The following is a 21632-nucleotide window of genomic DNA, read 5'->3' on the forward strand; positions in this document are numbered from 1 at the left end:
GCCATTAAATCTTAATCTCCCCCCAATTTAGACTACTGGTGTTTCCATGAAAAAATTAATGAACGGTGCTGAAAACATCGTCGTTGAAATGTGCAAAGGCTTCGTCCTTGCGCACCCAGAACTCGCATTCAATGAATCATACAAAATTGTTTCACGAAAACAGAAACACCAAAATGTTGCCCTTATTAGTGGTGGCGGTAGCGGTCACGAACCTGCACACGCAGGCTTTGTAGGTACAGGCATGCTCGACGCTGCCGTATGTGGCGATGTATTTGCATCCCCATCGCAAATCCAAATCTATAAAGCATTAACACAAGTCGCAACTGACAAAGGTGTGTTAATGATCATCAAAAACTACTCTGGCGATATGATGAATTTCCAGAATGGCGCAGCTTTAGCAACAGATGACGACATTAAAGTAGATTATGTAAAAGTAGCCGATGACATTGCCGTAAAAGACAGCCTTTACACGGTGGGTCGTCGTGGTGTTGCAGGTACTGTATTTGTACATAAAATTGCAGGTGCTGCGGCAACGAAAGGTTACGACCTTGCACGTGTAAAAGAACTTGCACAAAAAGCTGCAGACAATGTAACAAGCTTAGGTTTTGCATTCACCTCTTGTACCGTTCCTGCGAAAGGCACGCCAACATTTACCTTGGCAGATGACGAAATGGAATATGGCGTAGGTATTCATGGTGAACCTGGTATTCGTCGTGAAAAAATCTTGCCATCGAAAGAGCTCGCGCAACGCATTGTCGATGACTTATTTTTAGATCGTCCTAACTTAAAAGAAGTTGCAGTTTTGGTGAATGGTTTTGGTACTACACCATTACAAGAACTGTATGTATTTAACAATGATGTATGCGAACACCTTGCAAGCAAAGGTATCAAAATTTACCGCACATTCGTTGGTAATTACATGACAAGTATCGATATGAACGGTGCTTCGGTTTCACTTCTTGCTGTAGATGATGAACTAAAAACTTATTTAGATGCTGAAGCAAATACCCCTGCATTTAAAATGGATGGTTCGCCTGCCCTACCTTTTGAATTTTCAAAAAAAGATGAAACAGTAAAACGTGAAGTGAATACAGATGTGGAAACACATGCTGAACATGCTGTAATTAGCAATGAGCAATTCACCATTGAAAACATGCGTTATGTAGTAGATGTCATGAGCGCATGCATCATTAAAAATGAAGTACCATTCTGTGAGCTAGATGCACACGCGGGCGATGGTGACTTTGGCATGAGTGTTGCAAAAGGCTTTAAACAACTTAAACGCCAATGGCATGAGCTTTTACAAGCTGAAAAAATGGATGATTTTTTACTAAATTGTTCAATGATTATTATGGAACATTGTGGTGGTGCTTCGGGTCCAATTTGGGGTTCTGCATTCCGTGCCGCAAGCAAAGCTGTTAAAGGTAAAGATGTTTTAACTGTTGCAGATTTTGCTCATCTTTTACAAGATGCAGTAAAAGGCATTCAAGCCACAGGCGAACGCTCATTTGGTCGTGGTGCGGTTGTGGGTGATAAAACGTTAGTTGATGCGCTTGTACCATGTGCCAATTCTTGGTCTGCAAATACAGATAAATCATTTAAAGAAAACTTTGTACTTGGTGCACAGGCTGCCGTTCAAGGTGCAGAATCGACTAAAGAAATTGTGGCACGTATGGGACGTGCAGGTACAGTTGGTGATCGTAGCTTAGGCTATCCTGATGCAGGTGCTCATGGTTTAGGCGTGATTTTCACAGACATTGCACAGCATATTAAATAAGATCTTTATTAAAAAAGCCTCGATTTGTTCGAGGCTTTTTTTTAGAAAATCACAGGGTATTTACAGAAAAAATCCTACGGTAAAATATCAATTTCAATAATATTTAAATGATGCATCATCTCTCGAATAAAAACAAAGTAGATAAATAGATGAATCTTTTCATCTCCGACTTTATTTACATAATATTCAGTATGTTCAATAAACTCATTAAATGCATGTTCCAACTTAATTTGATCAATACACATATCTGAATTAAAAAATATTGCAGATAATTCCTTTATAAACATATCTGATGTTTGCGCATAGTGCTGAGTTTTATGATCAATATGAGTTTTTTCTAAAATTTCTTCAATCACATAAATCATATTCTCAATAGCCAAAGCATCAACATATCCACGGCGTATGCTTTGTTTCTGAATATCACTTAAACCTTGGGAAAGTTCAAAATTTTGTGCTTGATCAGATATTTGAATATCATCTAAAGAAAGTGAAAATTGGAGCATATTTTGGTCTGTCATTTTATATTCACTCTAATTTTCTAAGCCCTATCTACAACATATATCCACTTATAAATGTCATTAAGTTCGTTCAACAAAAAGAATACCATCTAAATGGTCTATTTCATGTTGCACAATACGTGCAGGAAAACCTGAAAATTCTTGTTCTACACTATCTCCCGCTAAAGTTTGGTAACTCACTCGAATCACTTCAGCTCTTGCAACTTGCCCTCTTTCATTAGGCACACTCAAGCAACCTTCCTCACCCAATACTTGCCTATCTGAACGCTGAGTAATTTCAGGATTAATCATCACAATAGCGTCCATTTCAGGCGCATCTGGATAACGAATATTTGGTCGTGAAGCAACGATAATCACACGGCGAGATACGTACACTTGTGGTGCTGCAATACCCACGCCATTACGCGCAAGCATGGTGGCATGCATCGCATCTGCAAGCGCATTTAACCATGTTGAACCAAACTCTTGCATACTTACTTCAGCTGCATGTAAAGCTAAAACAGCTTCGCCCTTTTGTGCGACTTTTAAAATTTCAGTCATAGACAATTGCTCAATTAATCGCAAACTTCAATGAAGATAATAAGTTATAAAATTATCACTTTTTCAAATTAAAACCATTAAAAAATACCATTTAAATTATGACCAATGGAAAACATCAATAACTTAGCTATTGATATAATAAATAAAATTTCACATGTATTTTTCCATGACATTTAACGGATTGAATTATTTCAGCCTATTGATTCCGCTGTTTCTTTTTGCGACATCATTTCTGATTTTTATATTACGCACAAAGAAACTTGTATCAATTGAAATGACATGGTTTGGCTCTGCTATTTTTATCTCTGCACTTGCACAACTGATACAAACAGCATTACTTCCAAATGACCTTTTTTTATTTGCACCATTCATCACCTTACTATTTTTAATTAGCATTATTTTATGTACTCATGCGGTGTATAAACGATTAAGAATCAAAACTTCTTGGAAATTTTTAACCCTTGTTTTAACCATTACCGTTTCCACTGTTGGATATTACTCTTATATAGAACAAAATTTAGCAGTTCGCTTTATTGCAATTGCTTTAGCCACCATTGCTATACTTTTTAATAACGCTCAACCATTTATAAATGCTAAACATACGCATATTTTAGAACGCCTATTAAAGCTCAGTTTATCGGGTTCTATATTGGCAGTTTCTATTCGTGCAGTTGTACTTGTAAGTCTGATAAAGAACAACCGAAGCCTAGAAGATTTTCCCTTTATTTGGGCAAGTTCTCAATTTCTCATTCTATTTTTTACCAGTCTCATTTTTATTTTACTGTGTGCATGCTCTATTCGAGATTCCATCCGAAAACTTGAATATGAACGCAATATTGACCCACTTACAGGCTTACTCAATCGACGTGCCTTCAATGAAATCATTGAGCATTTAGAACCTCACCCTAACTCACAAAATGCGCTTCTCATTTGCGATATAGATCACTTTAAAAAAATTAATGATATTTATGTGCATTATATTGGTGACTTGGCTTTACAACATGTAAGTCATATTATGCGAAAAGCAGTTCGTCGTTATGATGAAATTGCACGTATTGGTGGTGAGGAATTTGTCATTTTTTTACAAGACACATCAACTGATACTGCACTATGCGTAGCAGAACGTATTCGTGAAACCATCGCATCGACACCATTAGAACATGAAAATAATGCTATTTATTTAAGTATTAGTATTGGTATAAGTTTTTTCCAAGATCAGAACCTTTTTCAAGAGGCATTGCATCAAGCAGATGCACAGCTTTACCAAGCAAAAAATTCGGGTCGAAACCAAATTCAATGGACATCTGCCCATCTCTCAATCGAAGATTAAACCCAATTAACCGTAATTTCTACAAAATCAGTTTTACTGATTTTAATCACCAAGTCTTTAAACTCGATTACGGCATAAAACTGTTCTGCGCCATCATCTAAACCTGTTGCAGACCATGTTGTTCCTCTTGGAAATTCATCTAAAAAATGAGCTTGATAAAAGTCTGCAACAGTATCGAAATTTAAATATAAATGAGGAGAAGCTTTAATTTTAGATGCTACAGCGAGAAACTGTTCTTTCTTAAACTGATCGAAATCCAAAATCATCCTATCCCTTTAAATTATTCAATGATTACTTGATTTTGTTTGTTTTGCACTTGCGTCCATTGATGCCATCCCCATGCTGCCAAGCCCACGAATGATGCATATAAAACCGCCGTTAGGTATAAATCTTTATACATAAACATGCCTGTATAAATAATATCAACAAATACCCAAAGCACCCATGTAGCGATATGTTTTCGACTTGTCCAATACGCTCCAAGTAAACTAAATGCAGCAAGTTGAGAGTCTAAAAGTGGTAATGCTGCATCGGTAAAATAGTGCAGACTTAAACCAAAGATTAAACCACCTATTGCAGTAATTATTATATGAAATAAAACTTTTTGAGCAGCAATAGGTTCAATTCTAATTTCATGATCTTGTTTTTTGGTTTTAGACCAATGATAAAAACCATACATCCCCAAGAACACAAAAACGATTTGTAAAATGGTTTCGCCATACAACTTATATTCAAAAAATAAGTAGCCATAAACAACATAAGAAATGAGGTTTACACCCCAACACCACATATGACGACGAATTGTCAGAACCACACCAATTACACTAATAATTACGGCAAAAACTTCTAAAGGCGACATATTTTCAATATTCAGAAAGCATGCTGATCATTATCAAATTTTTGAACTAATTCTCAAGTATTCTCGTGTAATTTTAATTGGATACAGTGATGAACTTGTGAGTTTTGACTTCAATCTAGCAATTGAGTAAAACAGTGAAAGTACATAAAAAACAAATTCAGGGATTAAAGAATGAATAATATAGCGACTCATCAAATGAAAGAGTATGTAAACACCGTTCAATTCCCTGCCCTAGATGACTACATACTTACAGGCACACTTTATTCTCCACCAAAACCTAAAGCACAAATACTCGTTGCAAGTGCAACAGGTGTTCCACAAACTTTTTACAGACGCTTTGCTGAATATGCCATGCAAGCAGGCTATCAAGTTTTATGTTTCGATTATCGCGGTGTTGCTCAATCTGCGCCTAAAAGCTTAAAAGGCTCTGAAATGTCTTACCTAGATTGGGGACGGCTCGATTTATCTGGTGCAATCAATTATTTAAAACAAGAAGCTTTAGATCTTTTTATGGTTGGGCATTCTTATGGCGGACAATCCTTGGGGCTTGCATCAAATCATCATCACATTAAGGCGATGTATTGTTTTGGAACAGGTGCAGGTTGGCATGGCTATATGCCTTTAAAGGAAAGAATTAAAGTTCAAATTGTTTGGAATATTGTTTTCCCACCTATGGTTGCACATTCGGGCTATTTAGCGTGGAGCAAAGTAAATATGGGGGCAGATTTACCCAAAGGTGTTTATACAGAATGGAAAAAATGGTGTAAAAATCCAACGTATTTTTTTGGAGATCCAGATCAAAAACATCTATTCGATTTATATGCTCAAGTAAAAACACCTATCTTTGCGGTTGCTGCTTTAGATGATGCTTGGGCTTTACCTAAATCTCGTCATGCATTTATGCAACATTACTCAAAAACCACAGTGCAATACATTGATATTACAGCGAAGCAATATGGATTAAAGGAAATTGGGCATATGGGATATTTCCGCAAAGGATCGGAAAAAATTTGGCAATCGATGATTAATACATTCGATGAAATGTGCTTAGCCTAAATATGCTGACTCGTGTAAATCACTAAAATTTAATGGTTCATTTTATTAATCTTGAATACGATAAGTGTATTGGTGCTCTAACCCATCTCGATCTACATGGGTAATAAACACGCCATAACGTCCCACGTAATATTCTAAAGATTGGTGATAAAACCCCCAATAAATTGACCATTCTTCTAAATCTAAATTTCTTAAACTTGTTTGTGTTTGAATAGGCATTTTGCTGAGAATATTTTCTTGAATATTTACTGCATTTGTTTTTGCCATGTCATGTGTTTTAGATTCTAAAAAAATCGTTGCGACATCATCAAAAAGTTGTTGTTCATACTCATCCACAACTTCAACAATTTCTGGAGACGTGTGTGCTGATGCTTTTGTCACAGACACTTTGACAGCATTGAGCTTTGCAAAATATTTAGATTTAAAAGCTTGGTTGATTTTAATTTTACAAAAAACTTTCCAAAATGAAAAAGCAGAAATAATAAAAACAATAATAATTAGTAATTTAACCATAAGCGTACCCACGATATTGATTCACGGCTTACACCCTTTTTAATGTACATGATTTATGCAAATTAACAAAAAAATATGGCACATAAATTAGATATAATTCACTTTATTTTTATTAAATGTTAAAAATTTTAATTTTAATTATTTTTTATATTGAATAAGGCAACTCACATTGCCTTATTCAAAGAATATAAATTAATCGCGTGTTTTCACATCGAACAATTCAATTTCAAAAATGAGATTTGAATTTGCAGGAATAATATTTCCCATTTTACGTGAACCATAAGCTAAATGTGATGGAACGATAAGTTTACGTTTACCGCCCACTTTCATACCCATAATGCCCTGATCCCAACCTTTAATTACTCGACCTGTGCCAATCACAGTTTCAAAGTAGTTACCACGATCGATAGAAGAATCGAACTTTGTACCATCTTCTAACCAACCCGTGTAATGTGTTGTGATTAAAGCACCTTTAACTGCTTCTTTACCTTCACCCACTTTTAACTCAATGATTTCTAATTCTGCTGACACAGTATTTCACCTATAAACATACCAATATTTCAACTTATAGTATAAACGGGATTGGACTAAAAATTTGAAGTTTTACATCTTTAGAACTTATGCATATTTTCTCAATCCATGAATCTAGCTTTTATTATTCAAACAATTTGACATAAAAAAAGATGCTAACATCACGTATAGCATCTTCCTTTTTTTCAATCAATTAGACTAACTTATTGTAATTGAGTCCACTCAATGACAGCTTGAGCATTGTCACCAATAAGCGTCCATTCACCATCCATCACATTCAATTGCAACTGCATGGTACGTTCGCATAAAGCTTGAATAGCTTCTGTTGTTGCTGTTGAAAGTTGCCAAATTTCTACATTTTTCAATGTTTTCAATTTACTATTGCGCTTATACCATTCATCTACAGATGAACCATACGTAATTACAGCAACTTGTTTGCAACGTGCACTGGCTTTTTTTACTTTATCTTCATCTGGACTGCCCACTTCAATCCATTTTGTGAGCTGACCTGTTAAATCTTTTTCCCACAATGCAGGCTCATCTGTTTCAAACAAATCTTTGGTAAATTCTAAAGCTTCATCTGCATAGCGCGCATACGCCAAAATACGCACCATTAAACGTTCAATCGTTTCAGATGGGTGTAATGCCATTGTAAATTGATAGTCACCATATTGATGAACATCCATATTGGCAATATTTAAATCTGCTTTATAAATTGTTGCTTTAAGCGCCATGAAAATTTCCTCAAATTTGGCGCTTAGCATATAAGATTTCAACTTTTTTTGCAGAGAAGATTTACCGTTGAACTAATCTATTTTGCAGTGAAATAATGCATCTTCAAAACTTAACCATTCACGTTCATTTTGATAAATAATTTCAATGCGATTATCAATTCCTTCCTGAGCAGATTGATAATTAAATTGATTAGGGTTGAAATTAAAAGATTTCCAACCTTCATTGGTATGAAACACCGCTTTAATTCTTAGCCAATCTTTTTGTTCACATAATAAATCAAGCACATCATAAAAATTAAAGCTCCAACTTTTTGACAACTTCCATCCTGCAACGCTATAACCTTGAGCGCTTTCAACATAATGATAAGGTAACTGTTTAATGATAGGCTTTTCATCCTGAGCTAAATTTTGTTGAATTTTTAACAATGGTTGTATTAAGCGTTTTGTGCCTGTATAAATTTGATCAACATCTTGAATAGATAATTTACCTTGCGAAATTAAAATCCATTTCTGTTGATAAGCGTCATATTCTTTTTTCAATTTTTCTAAAGCAAGAATGTCTGTATCAGACATTTGATCTTGATGAGAGATCACAACAACTTGCGCTGCTTTTAGTTGATCTTGATATAAATTTTGTTGCGACCAATCTGTATCACTTAAACGTGAACCATCAACTACGGTAATTAAACTACGCATACTTAAATGCTGTAACCAATGTGGCTCTGTAAGTTGTTCTAATAATTGTGCAGGATGCCCCAACCCTGTAGGCTCAATAAAAAGTCGATCTACTTTATTTTCTGAAATCAACCGTGACAAAGCAATTTGCATAGGCAACTGACTACTACAACACAAACAACCACCTAATAATTCTTGAACAGCAAAACCATCTGTTTGAGGCATAAGTTGTTGATCAATTCCAATTTGACCAAACTCATTCATCAATACTGCCCAAATTTCATCCTCAGGCTTTTGACTTAAAAAATGCTGTAATAAGGTTGTTTTACCAGCCCCCAAAAAACCAGAAATAATATGTGTTGGAATCGCTTTTGTTGGCGCAATAAATTTCAAAAGAAACTCACCGTTCAATGTGTATCTACTCATGCTACCAAGAAAAAGACAGAGTTCAAGACTAAAAGAAGATGATTGAGATACACAAATAAGTCTGTAGCAATAAAAAATTACATTAGTAGATGACTGTTTTTTGATTCACGCAGAAGTTATGTACAATTAATTTTACTGAAAAGATTAAATAATAAGCACCATGACATATTTCCATACAAATTATATGGATCTTTTAATCCACTATTAACATAAAAATCACACTTATATGACTTATGTATTTTCTACGTTAATAGCAATGTTTCACTTTGTTGCTTTCATTGCCCAAAATACGTTCAGCACTTAGCATGATCGAACTCAATATCTATGTGATGGTAGATATCGATTTTTATATTTATATGAAATTTAATTAATAAGGTTACCAAAATGAAACTTGCTCAAATTTTACTTGCTACTTCTATCGCTGCTGCAGCTGCTACTACTTTTGCTGCTTCTGCTGAACAAACTCCTGTTCAAAATACTGAAGCTGCCGCTGCTCAAGATCAAGCAACAAATGCACCTGCTTCTGAAGTTGCGACTTCTGAAGCCGCTGCTCAATAATTTTATTGAGCATAACAAATAAATTTGAGTAATATCTCCACCTTTTTGTATTACTCAAATCTATCTAAATAGCTGAATTGCACTGCTTTTCAGCTATTTTTTATCTTAGATATAAAGAAAAAAGTATTGGCTAGATCATTATTTATCTTTAAATAGCCCAAAGTGATCCATAAGCTTTTTTAGATGACTCAATAAAAATCATATGACGAAAAAAAAGACCTCATCTGAGATCTTTTTCCTAATTAATTCAATTAACAACACATCATTTTTTAGATTTTTTATAAATACTGCAAGAGGGATGATGACCTTCTTGTAAACGCGCTACTTTGCGATGTTCCGCAGATTCAAAACGACAACGCTTCCAATCATTATCTAAATTTAATGCAGGAATATTTTTTGGCTTACCATTCTCATCTACAGCAACCATTGTAAAGTAGCAGCTATTTGTATGGCGAATTGTGCGCTTTTGAATATTCTGTGCTTCAACACGAATACCAATTTCCATAGAAGTACGACCTACATGGTTCACACTTGCAAGAAAAGTCACCATTTCACCAACATGAATTGGTTCTTTAAAAGTTACTTTATCTACAGAAAGCGTAACAACATAACTTCCAGAATAGCGGCTTGCACAAGCATAAGCCACTTGATCTAGTAATTTTAAAATTGTTCCACCATGAACATTACCTGAAAAATTCGCCATATCTGGAGTCATTAATACAGACATTGTTAACTCAGACTGGTCTTCTAAAATTGGGGCAATTTGATCTAATGGGGACATTACGGACTCTAGACTCTTTTAAAGACAATAAGATATGTGAATAATATTATATCGCTTTTTCACAATATTGAGCGTTTAAATCGACAAAAAACTCATCATTATTATTTATAATGATTAGGGTATCATTCATAAAAATGTATATCTAATACCATTAAAGCCCATTCTAATTGATTGTTTTTACTATTTTTTAATATTCCAACCTAAAAGATATCTTATAAATATCATAATTAGCTATATACAAAAATAAACAATGCAATGTTCATTATCTCCTAATTTCTGCAAAGTACTTCTACTTTTCAGCGTCATTGCTATTTATTTTTTTGTGGTCGTGTTGATACTTTTAACATCTCTTTGGCAATATTCTCATACTTAAGAACTTGATTCGCATCTAAAACTGCTTCTATTTCAAATGAACCATCTACATTTTGCTTCACAACTTCAAATTCAATATTTTCAATGGCTGCCATTGTCACTTTAGCACCCAACCTAACTTTATACATTCAACACCCTATTATTTATCATCTATAAAACTAAAAACTGAATTTTACTTATAAAAAAAACACCACTAAATATAACAAACGTTAAATATAAACTGTTGAATTAATTAATTTATATGAAATTTAAAAAATACACTTATAGAAAAAACATATTAATTAAAATAATTAAAGGAGTATTTTCAGTACTTTATTTCATCTATTATTTATTTTTAAATTTTATTAATAGAAATAAAGACCTAATAAATGTAGGTCTTTATGTTTTCATTTAATTTTTTTAAAATCCTTTTTATTGTTCTTTCACAAAAGAATACTTCGCCTTTTCAATGATTTGATTTAACTCTAGTACTTTATTCATTGTAGCCTCCCTACCTACACTCATCGTTTCTTCACGTCCACTTACATCAAATATATGCACTTTTTCCCGCAAATCTGGTTGAATCACAATATCTGCGTACTTAAGTTCTTCTTGTGCCAAATGTTTTTGCATAATATTAATATTTTGATTAAACAAGCCCCATATATTCGATGTTTCTGTGTGTGTAGGCTGTGCCAAAATATCCACAGCAATGACAATATCTGCTCCTAAATCTTTCGCAGTCTTTACAGGAACAGGACTAACTAACCCCCCATCCACATATTCATCTGTGCCAATTTTCGTGGGAATAAACATGCTAGGTATAGCAACAGATGCTCTTACTGCCTGCCCTGTATTGCCATAATTAAAAACAACTTTTTTACCATCTTGTAATTCTGTTGCTACCACATACATCGGAATTTTTAATTTTTGTAGTTGTGTATCATTTACCTGTTGGTTAATAAAATCTTCAACTTTCTTACCTTCAAAAAAGCCTTTCATATCTAGCTTAACATCACGAACATCATTCGCTTTTAAACTTAAAGCAATTTCTTTTAATTCATCGGCACTTTTACCACTTGCATAAAGTGCTCCAACAATACTGCCTGCACTCGTACCTACAATAAAATCTGGATGAATATTATATTTTTCCAATATTTCAATTACACCAATATGTGCATATCCACGTGCACCACCACTTCCAAGAACTAAGGCGATAACTGGCTTTTTTTCTTTTTTTTCAATTTGCTGAAAGTTAACTTGATTTGGTAATTCTTGTGCATCAGGTAAATAACTTAAACTCTGTTGTGGTTTATTTTTATAAGACTCTAATTGAGGCATACTTTGACACCCAACTAGTATTAAACTTAAACAACTTAAAATTAAAAAATTTGATTTCAACATTATTCTACAAAGCTAGTTAATTTACCCTTTACACCATACATTTAATTCATGGATAAATTGAAGTGGTATACGTTAATTTTCGTTAAAAATTTCACTTGAAGCTTAATACTTCTCTTTATTCAAAATAATAAAAAAGCCTCTATAAAAGAGGCTCTTTAATCATTTAATTCAATATTACCAAATATCAGATTTTACTTTGTCTTTAAATTTAGGATGATCATCCAAATTAAATACAGGTTCTTTCACACCATTTTTCAATTGTGTTCGGTAATCTTTCAAAAGCATCAGTAAGAATGGCGTTAGTAAAAGAATAGCTAGCAAGTTAATACATGCCATACTTCCCATAAATAAATCTGCCATCGACCAAATTAAAGGAACGCTTGTAATAGCACCAAAATAAACCATGATCAACACAAAAACTCGGAACACAAACATCACTTGTTTATTGTTATTGATAAATTGAATATTGCCTTCGGCATAAGCATAGTTACCAATAATAGATGAAAATGCGAACATAAATAAAATAATCGCTAAGAAATCACCACCCCAAGATCCAATTTGACTTTCCAATGCCATTTGCGTCAGCGTCACACCTTCAAACCCAGCATCATGATACAAACCCGATACTAGAATAATAATTGCTGTACAAGTACACACAACGAAAGTATCAACAAACACACCCAACATTTGTACCAAACCCTGATTTACAGGATGCTTCACATCCGATGCAGCTGCCGCATTAGGAGCAGAACCCATACCTGCTTCATTCGAGAATAAACCACGTTTAATCCCTTGCATCATCGCCATTGAAACCATTGCACCAAAGAAACCACCCGCTGCTGCATCAAATTCAAAAGCTTTACTAAAAATAAGATGGAATATATCTGGCAAAATTGAATAGTTTGTAACGGCAATATAAAGGGCTACAGCAAGATAAAGCACTGCCATAATAGGAACAAAACTTTCAGCAACTTTAGCAATACGCTTAATACCACCAAAAATAATTAATGCCGTAAGCAATACTAAAAATAATCCGACCCAAGAAATTTCAAAGTTAAAACCACCTAATGCAATAATAGGATTTGCTTTATCCCATCCCCATGCATGTGAAGTTGCACCCACAATTGCATTGGCTTGCACGGCATTAAAAACAAAACCGTATGTAGAGATTAAGGTAATTGCAAAAACAACACCTAACCATTTTTGCTTTAAGCCTTGGGTAATATAGTAGGCAGGACCACCACGAAACTGCTGATTCTCTCTATCTCTAATTTTAAATAGCTGTGCTAAAGATGATTCTACAAATGCAGAACTCATACCTAAAAAAGCGGTAAACCACATCCAAAATACGGCACCTGGACCACCAATCGCAATTGCAATTGCAACACCTGCAACATTACCTACACCAACACGACTCGCTAAACCAGTGACAAAGGCTTGAAAGGGGGTAATCCCATGGTCATCATTACCTTCTTTACGACTTCCTTTCATTACTTTAATACTGTGGAAAAACAAACGAAGTTGTACTCCGCCTGTAATAAGTGTGTAAAACACACCTACAGCTAAAAGGAAGATCACCAAAAAATCCCAAAGTGGCGTATTTAGTGTATTGACCAACGCCAACAAGCGTTCGTTCAAATGCTCATCCATATGCAATCCTATAAGCTATAAAATTAGAAATTCTTTAATTAAAGTGAGAACATATTTTATTCAAAACGTATTCACACCCTATAAATGTGAGTGCATTATGCATTTTTATGATTAATTATTTAATTATACTTTACAATTTACTAATAAATAACAGAATAAATAACAGAATAAATAACAGAATAAACAAACAATAAAAAACAGGAGCATATTGCTCCTGTTTTTTAAATTTAAACTTTAATGTTTAAATTAGAAATCGTATTTAGCCATGAAGCCAACATGATTTTCTTTACCTGTTTTGTTGTCTACAGTATCACGCTTACCATAAACATATTCAGCACCAAAACTTAATGGTTTAACTGGGCTATAAAGTACATTTAACCAAGCTTGTTGTAGCTTTTTATTTGCATCAACTTTTACAGATTCTTTATCATAGAAAATAGCACCATAACCTAAAGTACTACGCACTTTAGGAGTAAACTGATAAGTTGCACCTACAGTTACTGCATCAAATTCTGATAAATCAATATCGTTACCATCTACTACATATGCAGTATTAGAGCTTGTATAACCTAAATAGAAATTATCACCCTTCACATGCGAGTAATCTACGTTTAGAGATAAACCATCAACTGGTTTTACATTTGCACCAACTGCTAAGCCCCAACCTACTTTCTTATCATCATAAGCAGCACTTGTTTCTAAAGATGTACGATTACGTACTTCTTGCACTAAAGCACGTGCATTCACAACACCTTTGTTGAATTTGTAATCAACTTTTGCTGTTGCTGCAGGTAAACGGTTTACATCAGCACCTTTTTCTAAAGACACTGCATAAGATGTATTTGCATTGATTTTGTCAGCATAACGAACCATTGGTGTACGTTTTGTACCTATACCTAGTGGTGAACTAAAATCAATCATTTCAGGTACTGTTGCACCAGACAAGAAGTTAGATGTTGTTTGACCTACTAACCAATTGTTATATGTTAAATAAGCATGACGCATACGTAATGCCCCATCACCTGAGCCACTACCAAAATCTACTTCGATTTTACCACCAACATCCGCACCTTCCACAGGTGCTTTAAAGTCTAAACCTAAACGCGTTGTTCTTGCAGTTGCGTAAAAACGATCTTCATTTGCTTTAGAATTAGTAAGATCAGCTTTATCAATCGAACTAAAAATGCCATCAGCACCCTCAATTTTATATTGAGCATCAGCACGAACAAAACCGTAAATATTTACATTTGCGCCAGCTTTAGATTTTAAACCAGCAAAACCTGATTGTGCTGGTGCAGCTTTTACTTGCTCAATTTGAGAAGCTTGCTGTAATTGCACTTGTTGTTGTTGTTGAATCAGTGTTTTTAATGTTTCCACTTCCTGACGAAGTTGCTTAATTTGTGCTTGTTCTGCTGTTGCAGCATTTGCAACCGTGCTTAACATTAAAACAGATACAGTTGCCGCTAAGCTTTTTGCTACAAACTTAGTAGTAAGCAATTGACTCATAAAATTCTCCAAAATTAAAATTTGCGTCCGTGACTTTTTCTTTTAAGGTTATTTATATATTCCTTAATAACCGTAAAACTCAAAAGCTCTATAGAAGACACATCTGCATACAGAAGCTTAAAGTGTAATTATTACAACACGTGTAATTTAGTTATTAACTCAATCCAAAAATAAGACATAGATTGAATTATGGATTTAATGTAACAAGTTCTTACCAAGATTAAAATCAGTTTTATAGAATAAGTAACTATTAATTATTGATAAAATGGATTATCTTAATATAAGTTATTGTTTTTAATGTAGATTAATTTTTTATTAAATCAAAAAATATAAGACTTTTGTATTATCTTTCTTTTTAAAATATAAAGCTATTTGATTGATATATAACATATATTATAAAAATACAGTATTAAAACAATAATAAATATAGGTATATCAACATTATCCACTTAAATATTGTGATATTTTTTATATGAATATCACATGAATTTAACTTCCCAGCCCAAATAGCATTAAAAAAACTTCAACCAAATAAGATCAAATATCTATTTTCTATCTTAAATTACAGACAAAATTAATATGCTCATAGTATGATTTAACATTCTATTCAGATTCATCTTTCGTACAAATACATCACGAATGATCTAGTCAAAAACTAATAAAGGATTTGCTTTGAAACATTGGCTTACACGTCTAAAACAAACGACTTATAACACGACGTTTATGTACAGCATCAGAATGATCATTGCATTCTCAGGAACCGCGTTTCTTCCCTATTTTATAGGAAATCAACTTGCAACTATTCCCTTAACTTTAGGTGTTGTTGCAGCAGGTATTAGCGATATTGACGACCGATTTTCTGCCAGAATTCAAAACCAACTTTTTACCTATTTAGGTTTCTTTATTACAGCAACATCTATTCAGTTGCTTTTTCCACATCCAATTTTATTTGCATGTGGTCTTATTATTTCTTGTATTTGTTTAATTTTACTCGGTTCATTAGGTCGCAGATACGCCACTATTGCATATGGTTGTTTAGTTGTTTCTGTCTATTCAATGTTAGGTGTTCACCTTTTTGAAGATTGGTATATCCAACCCTCTTTATTGGTCATCGGTGCGGCATGGTATGGACTTATTTCCACTATTAGCTTCCTCCTTTTTCCTGTGCGTGAAGTGCAAGATAAACTTTCATTATGTTATTCATCTCTAGGTGATTTTCTTTTTGCAAAATCTAATCTTTTTGATGTTGATATGACACCAGATAGTTATCAACAAAGCATGATTGATCTTTCATTGGAAAATGGAAAATTAGTCGGAATATTCAACCAAATGAAGACCGCATTACTCACACGTTTAAAAGGTGACCGCGGACAAAAAGATACACGTCGTAGCTTACAATATTATTTTGTTGCTCAAGACATACATGAGCGTGCAGATTCTGCGCATATTGATTATCAAAAATTAGCAAAAATTTTCGAACATAGTGATGTACTTTTCCGTTTTCAACGCATTTTGTCCTTACAAGGAAAAGCATGTAAAGACTTAAGTCAAAGTATAATGAAACGTGAAGTTTACAATCATAATCGTCGCTTTAAGCATGCATTTCAAAACCTAAAATACTCTCTTGAAAAATTAAAAAAAGATGATTCTTTTGATCAAATTTGGGTAAATGCGCTTTACTCCCTGTATCAAAATTTAAAATCAATTGATGCTCAACTCAAAAACCTTGAAACAGAACGTACAATATCACTCGATAAATCTAAACATATTGAAAACCAACTCAAAGATGATGATTTAAAAGGTTGGGCTGATATTGTGGTGCGTATTAAACAGAATCTAACACCTGAATCTGTACTCTTCCGCCATGCAATTCGACTCTCTCTTGTACTCTTAGTGTCATATATTTTTGTACAGCTTACCGACATTCAATATGGATATTGGGTTCTGCTTACAGCCCTATTCGTCGTTCAGCCTAACTTTAATGCAACAAAACGTCGTTTACGTTTAAGGGTTATTGGCACGTTGATAGGCATTATTATTGGCTATGGCATTTTATATTTTATCCCATCTGTAGAAGGTCAACTTCTTTTATTAATCATTAGTGGGGTTTTATTCTTTGACTTACGCAGCAAACAATATGCTCAAGCAACAGCATTTATCACCATTCTTGCATTAATTAATTTTAATTTAGACGGATTAGGTTTCACAGCAGCATTACCTCGTATGATGGATACACTTATTGGCTGTGCTTTGGCTTGGTTAGGTGTGACTTATATCTTCCCAGATTGGAAATTTAGACGATTACCACGTAACATTTCTCGCTCACTCAATGCACAATGCAATTATTTAGCAGAAATTATTGAGCAATATAAAACAGGTCGAAATAATGGTTTGAATTATCGTGTTGTTCGTCGCGCTGCGCATAATACAGATGCCGATGTTGCTTCTCTAATTTCTACGCTAGCAACTGAACCCGATTTCGATCCAAACCAAAAATCACTTGCCTTTGAATTTCTATGCTTGAACCACACTTTCCTGAGTTATATTGCTGCTTTAGGTGCACATCGAGAAAAAATTGAAGATCCTGAGATTTTAGCATTGCTAGATAAAGCTCTGAATGATATTAATGGTGCAGTTCTTCGTGATGAAGTCCCTGATTTAAGTGCTCAAAATATGCTACAAAAAATTCGTCAACGTTTAACGGCAAATACAGATGAAGACCAAAAATCTCTCATTATTTTACAGCAATTATCTTTGATGATGAGTATATTGAATCAACTTAGTCGCCTAAAGCAAAGCTTGAGTCATGATAGAGATGAAAATTCAACCGAATTAGCATCTTTATAAATAGGGTGAATTTGCAACAATATACTCCTGAAATGATTCAATTAATGCTACACTTTTTACAGTTCTAAATTTGTTAATTTCACTATGACCGCGAAAAACTTATACGCTTATACGCTACAACCTGTGAACTACGAAATTTCTGAAGCTGAGCAGCGTCATGCTCAACTAACGATTTGGCGTAGCACCAATAAAATTGGCATGAAAGCTTGGGCTATCATGGGTGTTGTTGCCTTACTTTCTATTTTAGGTATCGTTCTACTGAAAAATTATTCAACAATTTTTTGTTGGGTTGCTCTTGTCAGTGTCGTTGCTTATTACTTAGCTCGTCGATTCGGTTTAGAATGGTACGTTAAACGCAAAATGAATGAATTTCCTGTTCAAGCAACTACAGGTATCCGTTTAGGCGTTCAGCCTCACGGTATCGTAATGCGTCAAAAAATGGGCGTTCAAGAAGGCGTTGGTGCTGTTGCTTGGAAAGATATTTATGAATGGTATAACACACCAGATTTTCTTTTACTTAACTTCAAAGTAAAAGATCAACAAGGTGCATATATTCTTCCTAAACGCCTAGATTCTAAAAACTTCTCATTTAAAACGATTCGTACGCATTTAAAAGAATCTGTCGGTGATGCTAAAAACATTTAATGTTTTAGTTTACTGAATAAAAAAACCTCCTTTAGGAGGTTTTTTTATTATTCATATCATTGATGCTAATGATAATAATTATTATTTAAAATCCATTTTATCTTCAATTTGTTCATATATAATAATCACCAAACATTCAACCACTCCTTTCGCTCATGTTAAAAAAAACATTTTTCCAAATTCATTGGTTTCTGGGGATTACAGCAGGTCTTATCCTTTCTTTAATGGGAGTCACTGGTGCTATTTACTCATATGAACAGCAAATTCTAAAACTGATTAACCAAGACAGTTATGTGGTTCAAGTTCAAAATACACCTAAACTTACTCCTGCTGAAATTTACCAACATTTCAATAAAGAAAATGCAGAAATAAAAATAAATAGTATTACTGTTGCCAAAGACCCTACTGCATCATCAACAGTAAATATTGAAAAAGAAGGTGCTCGTCGTGGTCAAAATATTTTAATTAATCCCTACAATGCACAACAACTACCTGAAATAAAAGGTCAGCAGTTCTTTCAGTTTATTCAGCAATTACACCGTAATTTAACAGTTGGCCCTGTTGGTAAACAAATTACTGGTGCATGTACCCTGATATTAATTTTCTTTGTTCTGAGTGGTCTTTATTTACGTTGGCCAAAGAAGCATTCATTAAAACAATGGTTTGCTGTAAAACCAAAACTTAAAGGTCGTAATTTCCTTTGGGATTTACATGCAGTTGTAGGAACTTGGGTTATTATTTTCTACCTATTACTTGCATGCACTGGTTTGTATTGGTCATATGATTGGTGGCGCAACGGCATGTTTAAAGTGCTTGGTGTTGAACGTCCACAACCTGAAATGCAAGCAAATCAACCTCGTCCTGAAGGTCGTGGCAACAATCCACAAAATCAAGGTGAACACAAAGAAGGAAATGGTGAAGCGCGCTCTGAGGCTAATCGCTCTAATCGAGAACAAAATACTGAAGCTCAATCTCGTCGTGATGATAGTCAAGTAAATTTGCAAACTCGATCTGGTCATAATGATGAATCTAAAAAGAATAATAGAGATCGTAAAGGCTTAAATCCTGAACAAATTAATATTGCTTTAACACAAGCTTGGACAGGTTTTAACAGCCAAATTGGTCGCGACTACTCTACCCTCACACTGAATATTCCTAAAAAGCCAAATGGTGAAATGGAGATCAGTTTTGTAGATGCTGTTCCACAACATGAACGTGCTCGTAACAAAGCAACATTTAACTATAAAACCTCTGAAATTAAAGATATCGAAATCTATGAAGACAAAAAGTTAAATGAAAAAATTATGAGCAGTATGCTACCTGTTCACCGTGGTAGTTTCTTCGGCCCTGTTTATCAATTCTTTGCAATGGTTGCTGCGTTATTAATGCCTCTGTTCTTCGTTACAGGATGGATGCTGTATTTAAAACGTCGTAAGCAAAAGAAATTAACCCTTGCTGCACGTAACTCACAAACAGGTTTTATCGTAGATCCAAATGCAAAACCTTGGCTTATTGTGTACGCTTCACAAACGGGTGTTTCAGAACAACTTGCATGGAGCACAGCAACAAGCTTACAAGAAGCACATCAACCTGTAACTGTAAAATCTGCACAGCAAATTTCACTACAAGATTTACAAAATACAGATCAAGTTTTATTTATTGCAAGTACTTATGGCACAGGTGAAGCACCCGATCTAGCTTCTGGCTTTGCAAAAAAAGTCTTAAATGTATCTGCCGATTTAAACCACTTAAATTATGCGGTACTTGCACTTGGGTCGAAAGAGTATGCTGAAACATATTGTAGTTTTGGGCATGCAATTGATGCATGGCTAAAAAACAATAAAGCTCATGCATTTTTTGACGTAATTGAGGTTGATAATGCGAACAAAGAGTACATTCAGAAATGGAATGCTTCTCTTGCAAAAGCAACAAATCTCGATTTACACCATGTTTCAATTGATAAAACATTCGATCAATGGACATTAAAAAATCGTATTTTATTAAATGAAAATAGTTTAGGTGCACCTGCATATAGCATTGAACTTGTTCCATCTCATGATGCAACTTGGCAAGCAGGTGATATTGCTGAAATTCAACCAGGTAATAGTCCTGGCAGAATTCATCAATTTATGCTTAAACATCAAATAATTGAAAATACAAAAGTAGATTCTTCAGGCATTAGAATTGAACAGGCTCTGTTATATAAAGACCTAACAAGTGAAATAGAGCCATTTGCCAATTTAGATCACCTATTAGAACAACTCGTAGACTTACCTGCGCGTGAATATTCAATTGCAAGTATTCCCTCTCAACAAGTTTTACGATTAGTTGTACGCCAACAGTCCAATACACTAGGACAATTGGGACTTGGTTCTGGTTGGTTAACTCAGTATGCAAACTTGAATACAACCCTTGATTTACGCATTCGTACCAATGAATCTTTCCATCTTATTGATGATAACCGACCAATTATTTGTATTGGTAATGGTACTGGTATTGCAGGTTTAATGAGCATTCTCCACACACGTGTGCGCCAAGATTATTCACAGAATTGGCTTATTTTTGGTGAGCGTCAAATTCAGCATGACTATTTCTTCCAAGAAACCATTGAGGCTTGGAAAAATATGGGCATGCTTCAACGTTTAGATCTTGCCTTTTCAAGAGACCAAGCTGAAAAAATTTACGTTCATCATAAACTTGCTGAAAATGCAGATGAGCTGAAAAAATGGATCGATGAAGGTGCTGTAATTTACGTCTGTGGCAGCATTAATGGCATGGCAACAGATATTGATAGCACACTTGTTCATATTTTAGGTGAAACTACAGTTGATCAACTTCGCCAAGATGGCCGCTATAGACGTGATGTTTATTAAAGCCAAGCTTATCCACACACTTACATAATTAAATAACAAAAACCGAGTATTCGTACTC

General features: G+C 34.3%; 20 protein-coding genes. 7 read left to right on the forward strand and 13 right to left on the reverse strand.

Annotation, left to right across the window (positions count from 1 at the left end; translation table 11 throughout):
* Nucleotides 1-46 precede the first annotated feature (46 nt).
* A complete protein-coding gene (dhaK, locus tag GTK57_RS01575; protein ID WP_163120955.1) occupies nucleotides 47-1777 on the forward strand; it encodes a dihydroxyacetone kinase subunit DhaK in 1731 nt (576 codons plus the stop codon).
* A 74-nt stretch (nucleotides 1778-1851) separates the two neighbouring features.
* On the opposite strand, the gene GTK57_RS01580 is transcribed toward dhaK, so the two are convergent.
* Together GTK57_RS01580 and def are read right to left on the reverse strand one after the other, a co-directional pair.
* Complete coding sequence (locus GTK57_RS01580; RefSeq protein ID WP_163120956.1) at nucleotides 1852-2295, reverse strand: hypothetical protein; 444 nt, start codon at nucleotides 2293-2295, stop codon at nucleotides 1852-1854.
* A 60-nt stretch (nucleotides 2296-2355) separates the two neighbouring features.
* On the reverse strand, nucleotides 2356-2835 hold the full coding sequence (gene def, locus GTK57_RS01585; protein ID WP_163120957.1) for a peptide deformylase: 480 nt from the start codon (nucleotides 2833-2835) through the stop codon (nucleotides 2356-2358).
* A 274-nt stretch (nucleotides 2836-3109) separates the two neighbouring features.
* Between def and GTK57_RS01590 the strand changes: the two genes are divergently transcribed.
* The gene (locus GTK57_RS01590; RefSeq protein WP_163120958.1) at nucleotides 3110-4165 is read left to right on the forward strand and encodes a GGDEF domain-containing protein; all 1056 of its coding nucleotides are present in this window, start codon (nucleotides 3110-3112) and stop codon (nucleotides 4163-4165) included.
* On the opposite strand, the gene GTK57_RS01595 is transcribed toward GTK57_RS01590, so the two are convergent.
* Both GTK57_RS01595 and pnuC read right to left on the reverse strand, forming a co-directional pair.
* Complete coding sequence (locus tag GTK57_RS01595) at nucleotides 4162-4431, reverse strand: hypothetical protein (RefSeq protein ID WP_163120959.1); 270 nt, start codon at nucleotides 4429-4431, stop codon at nucleotides 4162-4164. The two genes, GTK57_RS01590 and GTK57_RS01595, sit on opposite strands and share 4 nt — an antisense overlap.
* Before the next feature lie 14 nt (nucleotides 4432-4445).
* The gene (pnuC, locus tag GTK57_RS01600; RefSeq protein ID WP_163120960.1) at nucleotides 4446-5024 is read right to left on the reverse strand and encodes a nicotinamide riboside transporter PnuC; all 579 of its coding nucleotides are present in this window, start codon (nucleotides 5022-5024) and stop codon (nucleotides 4446-4448) included.
* Nucleotides 5025-5195: 171 nt separating this feature from the next.
* On the opposite strand from pnuC, the gene GTK57_RS01605 reads away from it, so the two are divergent.
* Nucleotides 5196-6080: an alpha/beta hydrolase family protein gene (locus GTK57_RS01605; protein ID WP_163120961.1), complete on the forward strand. Its 885-nt coding sequence runs from the start codon at nucleotides 5196-5198 to the stop codon at nucleotides 6078-6080.
* Nucleotides 6081-6125: 45 nt separating this feature from the next.
* Here the strand turns inward: GTK57_RS01605 and GTK57_RS01610 are convergent, their stop codons facing one another.
* The 4 genes from GTK57_RS01610 to GTK57_RS01625 form a co-directional block, all read right to left on the reverse strand.
* The gene (locus GTK57_RS01610; protein WP_163120962.1) at nucleotides 6126-6593 is read right to left on the reverse strand and encodes a hypothetical protein; all 468 of its coding nucleotides are present in this window, start codon (nucleotides 6591-6593) and stop codon (nucleotides 6126-6128) included.
* Nucleotides 6594-6785: 192 nt separating this feature from the next.
* Nucleotides 6786-7124: an FKBP-type peptidyl-prolyl cis-trans isomerase gene (locus tag GTK57_RS01615; protein WP_163120963.1), complete on the reverse strand. Its 339-nt coding sequence runs from the start codon at nucleotides 7122-7124 to the stop codon at nucleotides 6786-6788.
* A 203-nt stretch (nucleotides 7125-7327) separates the two neighbouring features.
* Complete coding sequence (locus GTK57_RS01620) at nucleotides 7328-7858, reverse strand: YaeQ family protein (RefSeq protein WP_152875786.1); 531 nt, start codon at nucleotides 7856-7858, stop codon at nucleotides 7328-7330.
* A gap of 72 nt (nucleotides 7859-7930) precedes the next feature.
* Nucleotides 7931-8926 carry a CobW family GTP-binding protein gene (locus GTK57_RS01625; RefSeq protein ID WP_163120964.1) on the reverse strand — a complete coding sequence of 332 codons (996 nt, stop codon included), beginning with the start codon at nucleotides 8924-8926 and terminating at the stop codon, nucleotides 7931-7933.
* A 417-nt stretch (nucleotides 8927-9343) separates the two neighbouring features.
* Between GTK57_RS01625 and GTK57_RS14555 the strand changes: the two genes are divergently transcribed.
* Nucleotides 9344-9517, forward strand: a complete 174-nt coding sequence (locus tag GTK57_RS14555) for a hypothetical protein (RefSeq protein WP_171500297.1) — start codon at nucleotides 9344-9346, stop codon at nucleotides 9515-9517.
* A 262-nt stretch (nucleotides 9518-9779) separates the two neighbouring features.
* On the opposite strand, the gene GTK57_RS01630 is transcribed toward GTK57_RS14555, so the two are convergent.
* The 5 genes from GTK57_RS01630 to GTK57_RS01650 all read right to left on the reverse strand — a co-directional run bounded on the left by GTK57_RS01630 (nucleotide 9780) and on the right by GTK57_RS01650 (nucleotide 15209).
* The gene (locus tag GTK57_RS01630; protein WP_152875784.1) at nucleotides 9780-10298 is read right to left on the reverse strand and encodes an acyl-CoA thioesterase; all 519 of its coding nucleotides are present in this window, start codon (nucleotides 10296-10298) and stop codon (nucleotides 9780-9782) included.
* 308 nt (nucleotides 10299-10606) lie between these two features.
* Nucleotides 10607-10798: a hypothetical protein gene (locus tag GTK57_RS01635; protein WP_152875783.1), complete on the reverse strand. Its 192-nt coding sequence runs from the start codon at nucleotides 10796-10798 to the stop codon at nucleotides 10607-10609.
* A 283-nt stretch (nucleotides 10799-11081) separates the two neighbouring features.
* A complete protein-coding gene (locus tag GTK57_RS01640) occupies nucleotides 11082-12053 on the reverse strand; it encodes a patatin-like phospholipase family protein (RefSeq protein ID WP_163120965.1) in 972 nt (323 codons plus the stop codon).
* 174 nt (nucleotides 12054-12227) lie between these two features.
* Nucleotides 12228-13703, reverse strand: coding sequence for an alanine/glycine:cation symporter family protein (locus GTK57_RS01645; protein WP_163120966.1), 1476 nt, complete (start codon nucleotides 13701-13703; stop codon nucleotides 12228-12230).
* Between the two features lie 246 nt (nucleotides 13704-13949).
* Nucleotides 13950-15209, reverse strand: a complete 1260-nt coding sequence (locus GTK57_RS01650) for a DcaP family trimeric outer membrane transporter (RefSeq protein ID WP_152875778.1) — start codon at nucleotides 15207-15209, stop codon at nucleotides 13950-13952.
* Nucleotides 15210-15881: 672 nt separating this feature from the next.
* On the opposite strand from GTK57_RS01650, the gene yccS reads away from it, so the two are divergent.
* From yccS to GTK57_RS01665, 3 genes are all read left to right on the forward strand, one after another.
* A complete protein-coding gene (gene yccS, locus GTK57_RS01655; protein WP_163120967.1) occupies nucleotides 15882-18056 on the forward strand; it encodes a YccS family putative transporter in 2175 nt (724 codons plus the stop codon).
* An 84-nt stretch (nucleotides 18057-18140) separates the two neighbouring features.
* Nucleotides 18141-18701 (forward strand): YcxB family protein, encoded by a 561-nt coding sequence (locus GTK57_RS01660; RefSeq protein WP_152875775.1) that lies wholly within the window; start codon nucleotides 18141-18143, stop codon nucleotides 18699-18701.
* A gap of 155 nt (nucleotides 18702-18856) precedes the next feature.
* Entirely contained in the window at nucleotides 18857-21574 is a 2718-nt protein-coding gene (locus GTK57_RS01665) for a PepSY domain-containing protein (protein WP_163120968.1), read from the forward strand.
* Nucleotides 21575-21632: the final 58 nt, after the last annotated feature.

It is taken from the genome of Acinetobacter portensis, assembly GCF_010646905.1.
Lineage (GTDB): Bacteria > Pseudomonadota > Gammaproteobacteria > Pseudomonadales > Moraxellaceae > Acinetobacter > Acinetobacter portensis.